Source organism: Clavibacter capsici (assembly GCF_001280205.1).
Taxonomy (GTDB): domain Bacteria; phylum Actinomycetota; class Actinomycetes; order Actinomycetales; family Microbacteriaceae; genus Clavibacter; species Clavibacter capsici.
This window is the reverse complement of the sequence record NZ_CP012573.1, coordinates 892,279-907,564: the sequence shown is the minus strand read 5'-3', so window position 1 is coordinate 907,564 and position 15,286 is coordinate 892,279. Positions and strand designations below refer to the sequence as shown.

Here is a 15,286-nt window from a genome sequence, read left to right as displayed (position 1 = left end):
TAGGACAGCACCCGTGAGCACCGCAACCCTGGACGCACCCCCCGCGGGAGAGGCCTCGGCCATCCCCACCTTCACGGTGACCCTCATCATCCGCCGCTTCATCCCCGGCCAGGACGCCGAGCCCCGCTGGGAGGACTTCGACGTCGAGGTCTACCCGACCGACCGCGTGCTCGACGCGCTGCACAAGATCAAGTGGGAGCAGGACGGGTCGCTGACCTTCCGCCGCTCCTGCGCGCACGGCGTGTGCGGATCCGACGCGATGCGCATCAACGGCCGCAACCGCCTGGCCTGCAAGACGCTCATCAAGGACCTCGACATCAACCAGCCCATTTACGTGGAGGCCATCAAGGGCCTGCCGCTGGAGAAGGACCTGGTCGTCGACATGGAGCCCTTCTTCGAGTCGTTCCGCGACGTGCAGCCGTTCCTCATCTCCAACACGAAGCCGGAGAAGGGCAAGGAGCGGATCCAGTCCGCCGCCGAGCGCGCCCGCTTCGACGACACCACCAAGTGCATCCTGTGCGCCGCGTGCACGTCGTCGTGCCCCGTCTTCTGGACCGACGGCCAGTACTTCGGCCCGGCCGCCATCGTCAACGCGCACCGCTTCATCTTCGACTCGCGCGACGAGTCGAACGTGCGCCTCGACATCCTCAACGACAAGGAGGGCGTGTGGCGCTGCCGCACGACCTTCAACTGCTCCGAGGCGTGCCCGCGCGGCATCCAGGTCACCCAGGCGATCGCCGAGGTCAAGCAGGCGATCATGCGCGGCAAGGCGTAGCGCCTCCGCTCCCCCGCACGTGCGACGGCCCCGCAGCTCCTCGGAGCGGCGGGGCCGTCGTCGTGCGCGGGTCGCGGGTCAGCGGCCGGCGAGCACCTGCTCGGCGGCCTTCCGGGCACCCGCGGCCGAGCGCGCCGCGAGCACGGCGTCCGCGGCGGCGCGCGCGTCCTCGAGCGTGCGGCGGCCGAGCTCGAGGCGGACGTCCGCGAGGGCGGCGGGGGTCATCGAGAGGGTCGTCGCGCCGAGGCCGACGAGCACGACCGCGAGGAGCGGATCCGCCGCCGCCTCCCCGCAGATGCCGACCGGGGTGCCGGACGCACGGCCCGCGTCGCCGAGGGCGCGCACGAGGCGGAGGACGGCCGGGTGCCACGGGTCCTGGTAGGACGCGACCGAGCCGAGCATCCGGTCGGCCGCCATCGTGTACTGGGTGAGGTCGTTGGTGCCGACGCTCACGAAGTCGGCGACCTCGACGACCTGGTCGGCGAGGAGCGCGAGCGACGGGACCTCGGCCATGACGCCGACCGTCCGGAGGCCGAGCTCGCGGCCGAGCTCGACGAACCACGCCGTCTCCTCGGCGTCGGCGACCATGGGCGCCATGACCCAGAGGTCGGCGTCGGTCGCGGCGTCGGCCGCGGCGAGGGCCGTGAGCTGGTCGCGGAGGACGGCGGGGTTCGCCCGGAGCGCGCGGAGGCCGCGGAGACCGAGCGCGGGGTTCTCCTCGTGGGCGTCGGTGAGGAAGGCGAGCGGCTTGTCGGCGCCGGCGTCGAGCGCGCGGACGACGACCTTGCGGCCGGGGAACGCCTCGAGGAGCGCCGTGTACTGGGCCGTCTGCTCGGCGACGGACGGCGCCTCGGCGGCGTCGAGGAACAGGAACTCGGTGCGGAAGAGGCCCACGCCCTCGGCGCCGAGCTCGACGGCGCGCGCGGCCTCGGCCGGGGAACCGAGGTTGGCGAGGAGCGGGACGGCCGTGCCGTCGGCGAGGGCGCCGTCGGTGATCGGGGCCGCGAGCGCCTCCTCCCGGGCGCGGATCCGGCGGAGGGCGTCCTCGCGCTCGGCGTCGGACGGATCCGCGATGACGACGCCGGCCGCGGCGTCGACGACAACCCGGGTGCCCTCGGCGAGGTCGGCGGCGGCCGTCGCCCCGACGATGGCGGGGATCGAGCGGCTGCGGGCGAGGATCGCGGTGTGGCTCGTGGGGCCGCCGTCGGTGGTGACGAGGGCGAGCACGCGGTCGAGCTCGAGGAGCGCGGTGTCGGCCGGGGCGAGGTCGCGCGCGACGAGGACGAAGGGCGCGTCCGCGGTGGGGATCCCGGGGGCGGGCACGCCGCGGAGCCGGGCGATGACGCGCTGGGCGACGTCCGCGAGGTCGGCGGCGCGCTCGGCCATGTAGCCGCCCATGCCCGTGAGCAGCTCCTGGAAGGTGGCGAACGCCTCGAAGACGGCGCGCTCGCCCGAGCGGCCCTGGCCGACGAGGCGGCCGACCGAGTCGAGGAGGGCGGGGTCGCGCGCCATGAGCGACTGCGCGTCGAGCACGTCCTTCGCCTCGCCGCCGGCGCGGGCGCCGCGCTCCGCGAGGTCGTCGGCGGTCGCGACGAGCGCCGCGGAGACGCGGGCGACCTCGGCGTCGGCGTCGCCCGTGAAGCGCTCGGTGCCGGGCTCGGGCAGCGGGTCGGGCATCCGCATGACGGGGCCGGTGGCCACTCCGTGTCCTACTCCGATGCCGGTGATGCGCACAGGGACTCCCTCGTTCGGGTGCGGGCCGCGCGGTCGGGTGGCGTCCGCGCGAGCGGCGGTCCGGCCGGGCTGCCGGAACGGCCCGTCCACGCTACCAGGGGCCCGGAGCGCCGTATCCTCGGGGGATGACCGCCCCCGACGGCCGCGGACGCCCCGAGCGCCCCGCACCCGGATCCCCCGCGACCGGCGCGACGCCCGCCGACGGCCCGGCGCCCACCGGCATCCCGGCCCTCATCGCGCGGGTCATGGAGCTGAAGCCCGTGCGGGTGTTCCTCGCCTACGGTGCCGCGGGCGGCCCCATCCTCGCGGCCGGCATGTCGTACCAGGCGGTCTTCGCGGTGTTCGCGGCCCTCGCGGTCGGGTTCTCGGTCGCGGGATCCGTGCTCGCCGGCAACCCGGCGCTCCTCGACTCCCTGCTGTCGCTCATCCAGGGCGCGGTCCCCGGGCTGTTCGGCGAGGGCGGGGCGATCGAGGACCCGCAGGCGCTGCTCGCGTCGGACGCCGTGCGGGCGACCGGGATCATCGGGTCCATCGGCCTGCTCGTGACCGCCCTCGGCTGGCTCGCGTCCACGCGCGACTCCGTGCGGCGCATCTTCGAGCTGCCTCCGCCCACCACGTTCTTCCTGTGGCTCAAGGTGAAGGACCTGGGGCTCGCCCTGGTCTTCGCGCTCGCGATGGTGCTCTCGGCGGCGCTGTCGGTCGTGAGCACGGGCCTGCTGGGCTTCGTGTTCCGCCTGGTGCAGGTGGGCGAGGACTCGCTGCTGGCGATCGTCGTCGGCCGCACCGTGGGCCTCGCCCTCGTGCTCGCGCTCGACACGGCCGTGCTCGCGGGGGCGTACCGGATCCTGTCGGGCGTCCGGATCCCGCGGCCGCAGCTGCTGCAGGGCGCGCTCCTCGGCGGCGTGGCGATGGGCGTCCTCAAGGTGCTCGGGACCGCGCTCCTCGGCGGCGCGAGCCGCAACCCGCTGCTCGCGTCGTTCGCGGTGATCATCGGTCTCCTGATCTGGTTCAACCTCATCTGCCAGGTCATCCTGGTCTGCGCCTCGTGGATCGCCGTCGGCATGGCCGACCGGGGCATCGACGCGCGCGACCTCACCCCGGAGCAGCTGGAGGCGGAGAGGCTCGCGAAGCTCGACGAGGCCCGCCGGATCCTCGAGGAGGAGGAGCGCGCCCGGGCCCGCGAGCGGTACGCCGAGTCGCGCGGGCTGACGCGGGTCCTGCTCCGGCTGCGCGGCGAGCACCGCCGTTAGGATCGTCCCCATGCCCTCGAACCTCCGCGTCGCGTCCATCAACACGAACGGCATCCGGGCCGCGTTCCGCAAGGGCATGGGCGACTGGCTCGCCACGCGCGACGTCGACGTCCTCGCCATCCAGGAGGTCCGCGCCGAGACGAGCGACATCGAGGGCCTCCTCGGCCCCGAGTGGAACGTGCTGCACGACGCCGCCACCGCCAAGGGCCGCGCGGGCGTCGCCATCGCGAGCCGCCGCCGCGCGGAGATCCACCGCGTCGCCATCGGCGAGGAGGACTTCGACAGCGCGGGCCGCTGGCTCGAGGCCGACTACGACGTGGACGGCACGATCGTCACGGTGGTGAGCGCGTACGTCCACTCCGGCGAGGTCGGCACGGCCAAGCAGGACGAGAAGTGGCGCTTCCTCGACGGCATGGAGCGGCGCCTGCCCGAGATCGCCGAGCACTCCGAGCTCGCCGTCGTCGTCGGCGACCTCAACGTGGGCCACCGCGAGCTCGACATCCGCAACTGGAAGGGCAACGTCAAGCGCGCCGGGTTCCTGCCGCGCGAGCGCGCGTACCTCGACCGCATCCTCGGCCCCCGCGGCGAGGACGTCACGGGCGTCGACGGGTCCACGGGCCCCGGCCTCGGCTGGGTCGACGTGGGCCGCCAGCAGTCCGGCGAGGTCGACGGCCCGTACACGTGGTGGAGCTGGCGCGGCAAGGCGTTCGACAACGACACCGGCTGGCGCATCGACTACCAGCTCGCGACGCCCGCCCTCGCCGAGAAGGTCGTCGGCTACGCGGTCGACCGGGCCGAGGCGTACGACCGGCGATGGTCGGACCACACGCCCGTCGTCGTCGACTACGCCATCTGATCCGCACCCCTCCCTCCCGCGCCCGACCGGCGCCCCCCCCGAGCGCCCCGCGCTCCGCACACGAAGGCATCGCCATGACCGCTCGTCCCGTCCTCTTCTCCGGCATGCAGCCGTCCGCCGACTCGCTGCAGATCGGCAACTACATCGGCGCGCTCCTCCAGTGGAAGGAGCTGCAGACCACGCACGACGCCGTGTTCTGCGTCGTCGACCTGCACGCGATCACCGTGCCGCAGGACCCGAAGGCCCTCCGCGACTCGACCCGGCGCACGGCCGCGCAGTACATCGCGGCGGGCATCGACCCGGCCGTCTCGACGCTCTTCGTGCAGTCGCACGTGTCGGCGCACACCGAGCTGGCGTGGATCCTCAACACGCTCACCGGCTTCGGCGAGGCCAGCCGCATGACCCAGTTCAAGGACAAGTCGCAGAAGCAGGGCGCGGACGCGACCACGCTCGGCCTGTTCGCGTACCCGACGCTCATGGCCGCCGACATCCTGCTCTACGGCACCGAGGTGGTGCCGGTCGGCGACGACCAGAAGCAGCACGTGGAGCTCACGCGCGACCTCGCGAAGCGGTTCAACTCGCGCTTCGGCGACGTGTTCCGGATCCCGGAGCCGATGATCCAGAAGGACACGGCGCGCATCTACGACCTGCAGGACCCGACGTCGAAGATGAGCAAGTCCGCCGCCAGCGACGCGGGCGTCGTGTGGCTGCTGGACGAGCCCGCGAGGACGGCCAAGAAGATCCGCTCCGCCGTCACCGACACGGGCCGCGAGATCCGCTTCGACCGCGGCGAGAAGCCCGGCGTCTCCAACCTGCTGACGATCCTCTCGGCCTTCGAGGGCACGGCCGTGCCGGCGCTCGAGGAGCGGTACGCGGGCCGCGGCTACGGCGACCTGAAGAAGGACGTGGCCGAGGTGGTGACGGGCGTCTTCGAGCCCGTCCGCGCGCGGACCCTGGAGCTGCTGGACGACCCGGCCGAGCTCGACCGGGTGCTCGCCGGCAACGCCGAGCGCGCGGAGGAGCGGGCCGACGCCATGCTCGCCCGCGTGCACGACGCCGTCGGCCTCGTGCGGCGCGCGGGCCGGTGACCCTGCGGCTGGTCCTGCTCGACCTCGACGACACGCTGGTGGACCACCGCGGCGCCGTGGCCGACGGGATCACCGCGCACCTCGCCGACCGCGGGCTGCTCGACGCGTCCGACCCGGCGGAGGTCGAGCGGGCCGTCGCGCTGTGGGTCGCGCTCGAGGAGGAGCACTACCACCGGTACCTGGCGGGCGAGCTCGACTACCAGGGGCAGCGGCGGGCGCGCGTGCGCGGGTTCGCCGAGGCCTGGGGATCCGCGGAGGCCGATCGCCTCGCCGGCGCGCTCGCGGACGACGACGCCGCGACGGACGCCTGGTTCGCCGGGTACCTCGCCGGGTACGAGGCGTCGTGGCGGTCCCTGCCGGGCGCGCATGAGGCCCTCGACGAGATCGCGCGGCGGCACCCGGGCGTGCGCTTCGGCGTGGTGACGAACGGCGAGCGGAGCCAGCAGGAGCCGAAGATCGCCGCGGCCGGGCTGACCGACCGCCTCTCCCCCGTCGTCTGCTCGGGCGACCTCGCCTTCACCAAGCCCGACCCGCGGATCTTCCTGCTCGCCTGCCGGGAGGCGGGCGTGGAACCGGCCGACGCCGTGATGGTGGGCGACCGGCTGCGCACCGACGCGGTCGGGGCCGTCGACGCGGGCCTGGCGGGCGGCGTGTGGTTCGACGCGCTCGGCGAGGGGGACGTTCCCCCGGCCGCCGGCGTCGTGCGGATCACCGCGCTCGACCGGCTCGCCGACGCCGTGGACGCGCTCGCCGTCCGCTGAGGGCGTAGGTCGCGCAGCGTCACGGGCCCCTGCGTCCCCGCCGCGTGGGCTAATCTCGACCCATACACGTGCTCCGGGGTCGGTGGAAGTCCGAGCCGGCGGTGACAGTCCGCGAACGGACGATGCGCGACCGGGTCCCCGGGAGCCTCGTCCGCCGATCCGGTGGGATTCCGGGACCGACGGTTAAAGTCCGGATGGGAGGCAGCACGCGGCGCCAGCGACCCTGCCGGCGTCGAGGTCCGTCGACCGCGCCCGGAGTCCGTCCACGGACGAGGACACCATGCACGACCACCCGACGGCAGGCCCCGCGCACGCGGACGCGCTCGAGAGCGCCATGCGCCGCGGCCTGGAGCTCGCCGCCGAGGGTCCCGCCTGGGGGCCGAACCCGCGCGTCGGCTGCGTGATCCTCGACGCCTCCGGCCGCGTGATCGCCGAGGGCCGCCACCGCGGCGCCGGATCCGCCCACGCCGAGGTCGACGCGCTCCGGCAGCTGCCCGCGGGCGGCGCGCGCGGGGCGACCGCGGTCGTCACGCTCGAGCCCTGCAACCACACCGGCCGCACCGGACCGTGCGCCGCCGCGCTCGTCGAGGCGGGCGTCGCGCGCGTCGCCTACGCCGTCGCCGACCCGGGCGCCGCGTCCTCCGGCGGCGCGGCCCGGCTGCGCGCGGCCGGCGTCGAGGTCGTCGCGGGCGTGCTGGCGGAGGACGCGGAGGCGTTCCTGCGCGTGTGGCTCGGATCCGCCCGGCTCGGCCGCCCCTTCGTCACGGCGAAGTGGGCCTCCAGCCTCGACGGCCGCATCGCCGCCGCCGACGGCACCAGCCGCTGGATCACCGGAGCCGCCGCCCGGGAGGACGTGCACCGCCGCCGCACGGAGGCCGACGCGATCCTCGTGGGCACGGGCACCGTCCTCGCCGACGACCCCGCGCTCACCGCCCGCCGGCCGGACGGCATCCCGTACCCGCACCAGCCCGCGCCCGTCGTGCTCGGCGACCGCGCGATCCCGGAGGACGCGGCCGTGCACCGGCACCCGCGCCGCCTCGTCCGCATCGCCGGCCACGACCCCGCGGCGGCGCTCGACGAGCTCGGCCGGAGGGGCATCCGCCACGTGTTCGTCGAGGGCGGCCCCACGATCGTCTCCGCGCTCGTCGCGGCCGGCCTCGTGGACGAGGTGGTCGCCTACCTCGCGCCCGTCCTCCTCGGCGGCCCCCGCACCGCGACCGGCGACCTCGGCGTGCCGAGCATGCCGGCCGCCCACCGACTCACCCTCATCAGCACGACGCGGCTCGGGGACGACCTCCTCGTGATCGCGCGACCCACCACGGAAGGCCAGTGATGTTCACAGGGATCATCGAGGAGCGCGGACGCGTCCTCGCGCTCGAGACCGAGGGCGACTCCGCCCGGATCACGGTGGAGGCGCCGCTCGCGGTGTCCGACGCCCGGCACGGCGACTCCATCAGCGTCGACGGCGTGTGCCTCACGGTCGTCGCGCAGACGCCCGAGGGGTTCACGGCCGACGTCATGCGGCAGACGCTCGTGATGAGCTCGCTCGGGCGGCTCGCGGTGGGCGACCCCGTGAACCTCGAGCGCGCCGCGCGCGTCGGCGACCGGCTCGGCGGCCACATCGTGCAGGGCCACGTCGACGGCACCGGGCGCCTGCTCGCGACCACGCCGGGAGAGGCGTGGCGGATCCTCCGCTTCTCGCTGCCCGCCGACCTGTCGCCGCTCGTGGTGGACCGCGGATCCATCACCGTGCAGGGCGTGAGCCTCACCGTGAGCGCCGTCAGCCCCACCGACGTGCCCGCGGAGGACGCGTGGTTCGAGGTGTCGCTCATCCCCGAGACGCTCACCGCCACCACGCTCGGCGCGCTCGAGCCCGGCGACGAGGTGAACCTCGAGACCGACGTCCTCGCCCGCCACGTGCAGCGGATGCTCGCGCTCGACGCGCGCGACGGCCGGACGGAGGCCCGCTCGTGAGCCTCGCCGACATCCCCGCCGCGCTGCAGGAGCTGCGCGCCGGCCGGCCCGTGATCGTCGTCGACGACGAGGGCCGCGAGAACGAGGGCGACGTGCTGCTCGCCGCCGAGTCCGCCTCGCCCGAGTGGGTGGCCTGGCTGGTGAAGCACTCGTCCGGGTTCATCTGCGCGCCCATGACGAACGAGATCGCCGACCGGCTGGAGCTGCCGCTCATGGTGGCCGACAACCGGGATCCGCGCGGCACCGCGTACACGGTCTCCGTGGACGCGGCCGACCGGCTGTCCACGGGCATCAGCGCGTCCGACCGCGCGCACACCCTCCGCGTGCTCGCCGACCTCGACAGCGTGCCGACGAGCCTGCACCGGCCCGGCCACATCCTCCCGCTGCGCGCGGTGGACGGCGGCGTGCGCGAGCGCGACGGCCACACCGAGGCCGCGGTCGACCTGCTCACGCTCGCGGGCCTCACGCCCGTCGGCGCGATCAGCGAGATCGTGCAGGACGACGGCGAGATGATGCGCCTGCCCGGCCTCCTCGCCCTCGGCGAGCGCGAGGGCGTGCTCGTCGTCACGATCGAGGCGCTGAAGGCGCACCTGGAGGAGTTCCACTGCGACCGGGCGCTGGAGCCGGCGGTGGAGATCCCCGAGGCGTCGCGCGTGATCTTCGAGGTCGAGACCACCGTGCCCACCACGCACGGCACGGTCAGGCTGCGCGCCTACCGCGACCGCACGACGGGCGCCGACCACGTCGCGATCGTCGCGGGCGAGCCGAGCGCGCACGGCACCCTGGTGCGCGTGCACTCGGAGTGCCTGACGGGCGAGGCGCTCGGATCCCTCAAGTGCGAGTGCGGGCCGCAGCTCGACGCGGCGCTCGACGAGATCCAGCGCACCGGCGGCGTGGTCGTGTACCTGCGCGGGCACGAGGGACGCGGCATCGGCCTGGTCAACAAGCTGCGCGCCTACCGGCTGCAGGAGGACGGCTTCGACACGCTCGACGCCAACGTCGCCCTCGGCCTGCCCGCGGACGCGCGCGACTACGGCGCGGCGTCCGCGATCCTGCAGGAGATGGGGATCGAGGACGTGCGCCTGCTCACCAACAACCCCGAGAAGGTCCGTCAGCTCGAGGCGCACGGCGTCGAGGTGACGGAGCGCGTGCCGCTCGTCGTGGGCGTCAACGACGTGAACGCGGGCTACCTCGAGACGAAGCGCGACCGGATGGGGCACCGCATGGTGCTCGACACCGACATGCACATCGGCCCCGACGCCTACCCGGACGCGGAGGCGCCCGACGGGCTGCGCACCACCACGGCGACCGCCGCCACGACCACCATCACCACCCCTGAGGAGGAGACCGCATGAGCGGACACGGAGCACCCGAGATCGACCCCACCGCGCTCGACGGGACGGGCCTCCGGGTCACCGTCGTCGCCGGACGCTGGCACGACGAGATCAGCGCGGGCCTCCTCGCGGGCGCGCAGCGCGTGCTCGACGCGGCCGGCGTCACCACCACGGTGATCCGCGTACCCGGCAGCTTCGAGCTGCCCGTGGTCGCGCGCGCGGCGCTGGATGCGGGAGCCGACGCGGTCGTCGCGCTCGGCGTCATCATCCGCGGCGGCACCCCGCACTTCGAGTACGTCTCCGACGCCGCGACCTCCGGGCTCACGCAGGCATCGCTCCTCACCGGCAAGCCGATCGGCTTCGGGCTGCTCACGCTCGACGACGAGCAGCAGGGCATCGACCGCGCGGGGCTCCCGGGCTCGAAGGAGGACAAGGGCGCCGAGGCGGCCGAGGCCGCGGTCACCACCGCGCTGCTGCTGAAGGGGATCCGCGGGGCGTGATCGGCCCGGCCGGACTCCCCTCGCCGTGCTAGCGCGGGGCGTCCGGCCGATCCTCGTCCGCTCGATCCCCGTCCGGGCGCGGGCCCAGCGAGATCCCGCCGTCCGCGTCCCACCGCGGGGCGGCCTCCTGCTCCTCCTCGGTCGGCGACTCCCCGAGTCGGGCGCGCTCCTCGAGCTCGCGCTGCGTCCAGCGCCGCAGCTGCAGGACGCAGAGCACCACGACGACGACGCACGGGATCGCCGCGTACCAGTAGCCGGTGCCGAAGGACACGAGCGCGACCGCGCCGAGCACCTTCGCGACGTTCGGGAGGACGATGCGTCCGGTCTCGTGCTCCATGCGGCTCCTCGCGTCGTCGGCGACGGCGGTCCCGCGGCACGGGATCCGACGGGGCGCCTGCCCCGACCCTACGGAACGCTCGTCCCGCCATCGGGCCCGCACCGGATTCGCTCCGGAGAACCGCTGTCACTAGGGTCGGTCGGTGCGTCGGACCGCCCGACGCCGCGAGGAGGTCCGACGCCGCATGCCCGCTGGAGCCCGCCCCCGCCCCGCGGTGCTCCTCGGCAGCCAGCTCGTCTTCAACGTGGGCTTCTACGCCGTCGTGCCGTTCCTCGCGACCGTCATGCGCGACGACCTCGGGCTCGGCGCCCTCGCGATCGGCGTGGTCCTCGGCGCACGCACCTTCAGCCAGCAGGGCCTCTTCCTCCTCGGCGGGATGCTCGCCGACCGGTTCGGCCCGCGGATCCTCATCACGGCCGGCTGCGCCGTGCGCGTCTCCGGCTACCTCGGCCTCGCGCTGGCCGCGGACCTGCCGGGCTTCCTCCTCGGCGCGATCCTCACGGGGCTCGGCGGCGCGCTCTTCAGCCCGGCGCTGCAGAGCCTCGTCGCCGCCGCGGACGTCCGCGCCCGGGAGACGCGAGGGCCGGGACGCCCGTCGCTGTTCGCGGCGCTCGTGCTGGTGGGCGAGGTCGGCGCCGCCACGGGTCCGCTCGTCGGCGCGGCGCTCCTCGGCCACGGCTTCGCGACGACCGCCCTGTCGGCGGCCGCGCTCTTCACGGTCGTCGGGGTGGCGCTCCGGTGCGTGATCCCGACGGGCGCCGGCCGCTCGGCCGCAGCCGATCGGGCGGCCGGCACCAGGACGCCGCGCGACCCGTGGGCCGCCGTCCGCGACCGCCGCTTCCTCGCCTACGCCGCCCTCTTCGCCGTCGACCTCCTCGCCTACAACCAGCTCTACCTCGGCCTGCCGCTCGAGCTCGGCCGCGCGGGCGCCGGGGCGGGCGCCGTCGGATCCGCGTTCCTCGCCGTCTCGCTCCTCACCATCTCGCTGCAGTGGCCGGTCGCGCTCCTCGCCCGCCGCATCGGACCCGCCCGCGCGCTCGCCCTGGGCTTCGGCACGAGCGCCGTCGGGTTCGCCGCGGTCGCCCTCGCCGCCGCGGTGCCACCGCCGGCCGGCGCCGTGCTCGCTCCCGTCGCGGTGCTGATCGTGTGCCTGACCGTCGCGCACATGCTCGTCGGCCCCGTGACGATGGAGCTCGTGCCGGCCTTCGCGGCCGGCCGCCCCACCGCCTCCTACTACGGGCTGCTGGCGAGCTGCGGCGGGGTCGCGGTGCTGGTGGGCGGCAGCGCGGTCGGCGCGCTGCTCGACACGGCGCCCGCGCTGGCCTGGGGGATCCTCGCGGCGCTCCCCGTCGCCGCCGCCGTCGGCCTGCCCCGGCTCCTGCCGCGCGCCGCGGTCGCGGGCGCGGTAGACGCTCCGCTGCCGGCACCCGCCCCGACGCCCACCGGCGGCTGACCCGCGCCACCTCTGCAACCCCGCCCCCGGATTCCCAGCCGACTCCCCGGCGGGCGTAGGCTCAGGGAGCCATCACGAGTGGCCCCCTCGACTCCCGCCGCACCCGGCGCCCGCGCCCGACCGGCGCGCCCGCCCCTCCGCGCGCCCCTGCCGCTCACGCCGCATCAGCCGAAAGCCGTCTCCCCGCATGTCCACGACCCCCGCGGCCCGCACCGCCGCCACCCCCTCCACCACCCCGCCCGCCGGGAACTCGCGCTCGCGCGTCATCATCGCGAGCCTCATCGGCACGTCGATCGAGTTCTACGACTTCTACGTCTACGCGACCGCCGCCGTGCTCGTCTTCCCCGCGCTGTTCTTCGCGAACGACGACCCGACCGTCGCGCAGCTCGCGTCGTTCGCGGTGTTCGGCGTCGCGTTCATCGCCCGGCCCATCGGATCCATCCTCTTCGGCCACTTCGGCGACCGCATCGGCCGCAAGGGGACGCTCGTGGCGTCGCTGCTCACCATGGGCATCGCGACCGTGCTCATCGGCTGCCTGCCCACCGCGCTCACGCCCGGCTGGGAGGTCGCGGCGCCCGCGCTCCTCGTGATCATGCGCTTCGGCCAGGGCCTCGGCCTCGGCGGCGAGTGGAGCGGCGCGGCGCTGCTGGCGACCGAGAACGCGCCCGCCGGCAAGCGCGCCATCTACGGCACGTTCCCGCAGCTCGGCGCGCCCATCGGCTTCATCGTCGCGAACGGCGTCTTCCTCGCGCTGAGCCTCGGCCTCAGCCCCGAGCAGTTCCAGTCGTGGGGCTGGCGCGTGCCGTTCCTCGCGAGCGCCGTGCTCGTGATCGTCGGGCTCTACGTGCGCCTCAAGCTCATCGAGACGCCCGCGTTCCAGAAGGTCGTCGACTCCGGCGAGGTGGCGAAGCTGCCCGTCGCGCGCGTGTTCGTCACGAGCTGGCGCCCCCTGATCCTCGGCACCTTCATCATGCTGGCGACCTACACGCTCTTCTACCTGATGACGACGTTCACGCTCACCTACGGCACCACGGCGCGCGACGCGGCCACCGCCGAGGCCGCCGCGACCGCCGCCGGCAAGCCGTTCAACCCGGACACGTTCGCCGCGGGCCTCGGCTACGCGCGCAACGACTTCCTGCTGATGCTCATCGTGGGCGTCGTGTTCTTCGGCATCTTCACCATGGTCTCGGGGCCGCTCGCCGAGAGGTACGGCCGCCGCAAGATGCTCATCGCGACGACCCTCGGGATCCTGGTCTTCGGCCTGCTCTTCGTGCCCCTGTTCGCGGGCGGCTTCGCAGGCACCATGGCGCTCCTCATCATCGGCTTCACGCTCATGGGCCTCACCTTCGGCCCCATGGGCGCCGTGCTGCCGGAGCTGTTCCCGACGAACGTGCGCTACACGGGATCCGCGATCAGCTACAACGTCGCGAGCATCCTCGGCGCCGCGGTCGCGCCGTTCATCGCGGTGGCGCTCTGGCAGCTCCTCGACGGGAACGTGCTGCTCGTCGGCGTGTACCTGAGCGCGATGGCCGCCATCACGCTGGTGGCGCTCGTCATCAGCCGCGAGACGCGCGACGCGGACTACGCCGGGAACGTCAGTTGACCCACGTCATGTGAACGGTGGGCCCCGAGGGGCGGGGAGCGCCGGTACCGTCGGCGCGCCACGATCCGTGGCGTCTCCCCGCCCCACCGACGGAAGCCACCGCCATGTCCGCTGCCCCCGCCACCGCCCCGCCCCTCGCCGCCCCCGCCAACCCGCGCTCCCGCGTGCTGGTCGCGAGCCTCGTCGGCACCTCCATCGAGTTCTTCGACTTCTACGTCTACGCGACCGCCGCCGTGCTCGTCTTCCCCGCGCTCTTCTTCGCGAACGACGACCCGACCGTCGCGCAGCTGCAGTCGCTCGCCGTGTTCGGCGTCGCGTTCTTCGCCCGCCCCATCGGATCCGTGCTCTTCGGCCACTTCGGGGACCGCTTCGGCCGCACCCGCACGCTCGTCGCGTCGCTGCTCACCATGGGCATCGCGACCGTGCTCATCGGCTGCCTGCCGAGCGGCCTCACGCCGGGCTGGGAGATCGCGGCCCCCGCCGCCCTGGCGGTGCTCCGCTTCATCCAGGGCCTCGGCCTCGGCGGCGAGTGGGGCGGCGCCGCGCTGCTCGCCACCGAGAACGCGCCCGCCGGCAAGCGCGCCCTCTACGGCACGTTCCCGCAGCTCGGCGCGCCCATCGGCTTCATCCTCGCGAACGGCCTGTTCCTCGTGCTGTCGCTCACGCTCACCCCGGCCGACCTCCAGGCCTGGGGCTGGCGCGTCCCGTTCATCGCGAGCGCGGCCCTCGTGCTCGTGGGCCTGTACGTGCGCGTGAAGCTCGTCGAGGCGCCCGAGTTCCAGCGCGTGCTCGACCGCGGCGCCACCTCGCGGCTGCCGCTCGGCCGCACGATCCGCACCGGCTGGCGCGGGCTGCTCCTCGGGTCCTTCGCCCTGCTCGCCACGTTCACGCTCTTCTACCTGATGACCACGTTCGCGGTCACCTACGCCACGTCGCCCCGCACGGCCGAAGCCGCCGAGGCCGCCGCCACGAAGGCGGGCAAGCCGTTCGACGCGTCCACGTTCCACGCCGGCCTCGGCTTCGCGCGCACCGACTTCCTGCTGATGCTCCTCGTGGGCGTCGTGTTCTTCGCCGCGGCCATCGTGGTGTCCGGGGCCCTGGCGGGCCGCATGGGCGCGCGGCCGGTCGTCGTCCGGAGCGCGCTCGGCATGGTCGTGTTCGGCCTCCTGATGGACCCGCTGCTCGCCGCGGGCCTGCCGGGCACGCTCATGTTCGTGATCCTCGGCTTCGTGCTCATCGGCCTCGCCTACGGCGCCGTGGGATCCCTGCTGCCGGCCATGTTCGCCACCGACGTCCGCTACACGGGCGCGTCCCTCGCGTTCAGCCTCGCGGGCATCATCGGCGGCGCCGTGGCGCCCTTCATCGCCACCTGGCTGTGGGACGTCGGGGGCGGCGGCGTCATGCTCGTCGGCGTCTACCTCAGCGTCGCGTCGGCGATCTCGTTCGCGGCGCTCCTCGTGCTGCGCGAGCACGGCGAGGGCGCGACGACGTCCGACGCGGCGAACTGATCACCGCGAGCCGACGATCGGGAGGGCCGGGCCGACACGTCGGCCCGGCCCTCCGCGCGTCCCCCGCCCACGGCGCGACCACGACGCATGCCGGGCGGCACGTGCGGCACGTC

The 15,286-nt window shown here is 74.6% G+C and carries 14 protein-coding genes and 1 riboswitch; of the genes, 12 read left to right on the top strand and 2 right to left on the bottom strand.

Features of this window, described 5'->3' with window-relative positions; translation table 11 throughout:
• The first annotated feature begins 13 nt into the window (after positions 1–13).
• Positions 14–775, top strand: a complete 762-nt coding sequence (locus AES38_RS04375; RefSeq protein ID WP_053773947.1) for a succinate dehydrogenase iron-sulfur subunit — start codon at positions 14–16, stop codon at positions 773–775.
• A 78-nt stretch (positions 776–853) separates the two neighbouring features.
• On the opposite strand, the gene ptsP is transcribed toward AES38_RS04375, so the two are convergent.
• Positions 854–2,509 carry a phosphoenolpyruvate--protein phosphotransferase gene (gene ptsP / locus AES38_RS04370; RefSeq protein WP_072174612.1) on the bottom strand — a complete coding sequence of 552 codons (1,656 nt, stop codon included), beginning with the start codon at positions 2,507–2,509 and terminating at the stop codon, positions 854–856.
• A 125-nt stretch (positions 2,510–2,634) separates the two neighbouring features.
• Here ptsP and AES38_RS04365 point away from each other — a divergent pair, with 125 nt between their 5' ends.
• The 8 genes from AES38_RS04365 to ribH all read left to right on the top strand — a co-directional run bounded on the left by AES38_RS04365 (position 2,635) and on the right by ribH (position 10,272).
• Positions 2,635–3,759 (top strand): YihY/virulence factor BrkB family protein, encoded by a 1,125-nt coding sequence (locus AES38_RS04365; protein WP_053773946.1) that lies wholly within the window; start codon positions 2,635–2,637, stop codon positions 3,757–3,759.
• A gap of 10 nt (positions 3,760–3,769) precedes the next feature.
• Positions 3,770–4,615, top strand: coding sequence for an exodeoxyribonuclease III (locus AES38_RS04360; protein WP_053773945.1), 846 nt, complete (start codon positions 3,770–3,772; stop codon positions 4,613–4,615).
• 74 nt (positions 4,616–4,689) lie between these two features.
• Entirely contained in the window at positions 4,690–5,703 is a 1,014-nt protein-coding gene (trpS, locus tag AES38_RS04355) for a tryptophan--tRNA ligase (RefSeq protein ID WP_053773944.1), read from the top strand.
• Complete coding sequence (locus AES38_RS04350) at positions 5,700–6,464, top strand: HAD family hydrolase (RefSeq protein ID WP_053773943.1); 765 nt, start codon at positions 5,700–5,702, stop codon at positions 6,462–6,464. Before trpS ends, AES38_RS04350 begins: the two co-directional genes overlap by 4 nt.
• Before the next feature lie 66 nt (positions 6,465–6,530).
• Positions 6,531–6,674, top strand: a riboswitch (FMN riboswitch).
• A 70-nt stretch (positions 6,675–6,744) separates the two neighbouring features.
• A complete protein-coding gene (gene ribD, locus AES38_RS04345) occupies positions 6,745–7,797 on the top strand; it encodes a bifunctional diaminohydroxyphosphoribosylaminopyrimidine deaminase/5-amino-6-(5-phosphoribosylamino)uracil reductase RibD (RefSeq protein WP_053773942.1) in 1,053 nt (350 codons plus the stop codon).
• Positions 7,797–8,438: a riboflavin synthase gene (locus tag AES38_RS04340; RefSeq protein ID WP_053773941.1), complete on the top strand. Its 642-nt coding sequence runs from the start codon at positions 7,797–7,799 to the stop codon at positions 8,436–8,438. Before ribD ends, AES38_RS04340 begins: the two co-directional genes overlap by 1 nt.
• Entirely contained in the window at positions 8,435–9,793 is a 1,359-nt protein-coding gene (locus AES38_RS04335) for a bifunctional 3,4-dihydroxy-2-butanone-4-phosphate synthase/GTP cyclohydrolase II (protein ID WP_053773940.1), read from the top strand. The genes AES38_RS04340 and AES38_RS04335 overlap by 4 nt, the downstream gene beginning before the upstream one ends.
• Positions 9,790–10,272 carry a 6,7-dimethyl-8-ribityllumazine synthase gene (gene ribH / locus AES38_RS04330; RefSeq protein WP_053773939.1) on the top strand — a complete coding sequence of 161 codons (483 nt, stop codon included), beginning with the start codon at positions 9,790–9,792 and terminating at the stop codon, positions 10,270–10,272. Before AES38_RS04335 ends, ribH begins: the two co-directional genes overlap by 4 nt.
• 28 nt (positions 10,273–10,300) lie before the next feature.
• On the opposite strand, the gene AES38_RS04325 is transcribed toward ribH, so the two are convergent.
• Positions 10,301–10,609, bottom strand: coding sequence for a hypothetical protein (locus AES38_RS04325; protein WP_053773938.1), 309 nt, complete (start codon positions 10,607–10,609; stop codon positions 10,301–10,303).
• 184 nt (positions 10,610–10,793) lie between these two features.
• Here AES38_RS04325 and AES38_RS04320 point away from each other — a divergent pair, with 184 nt between their 5' ends.
• From AES38_RS04320 to AES38_RS04310, 3 genes are all read left to right on the top strand, one after another.
• Positions 10,794–12,062: an MFS transporter gene (locus AES38_RS04320; protein WP_072174611.1), complete on the top strand. Its 1,269-nt coding sequence runs from the start codon at positions 10,794–10,796 to the stop codon at positions 12,060–12,062.
• Between the two features lie 187 nt (positions 12,063–12,249).
• Positions 12,250–13,665, top strand: coding sequence for an MFS transporter (locus AES38_RS04315; RefSeq protein ID WP_053773937.1), 1,416 nt, complete (start codon positions 12,250–12,252; stop codon positions 13,663–13,665).
• Between the two features lie 104 nt (positions 13,666–13,769).
• Complete coding sequence (locus AES38_RS04310; RefSeq protein WP_053773936.1) at positions 13,770–15,173, top strand: MFS transporter; 1,404 nt, start codon at positions 13,770–13,772, stop codon at positions 15,171–15,173.
• The last annotated feature ends 113 nt before the right edge of the window (positions 15,174–15,286 follow it).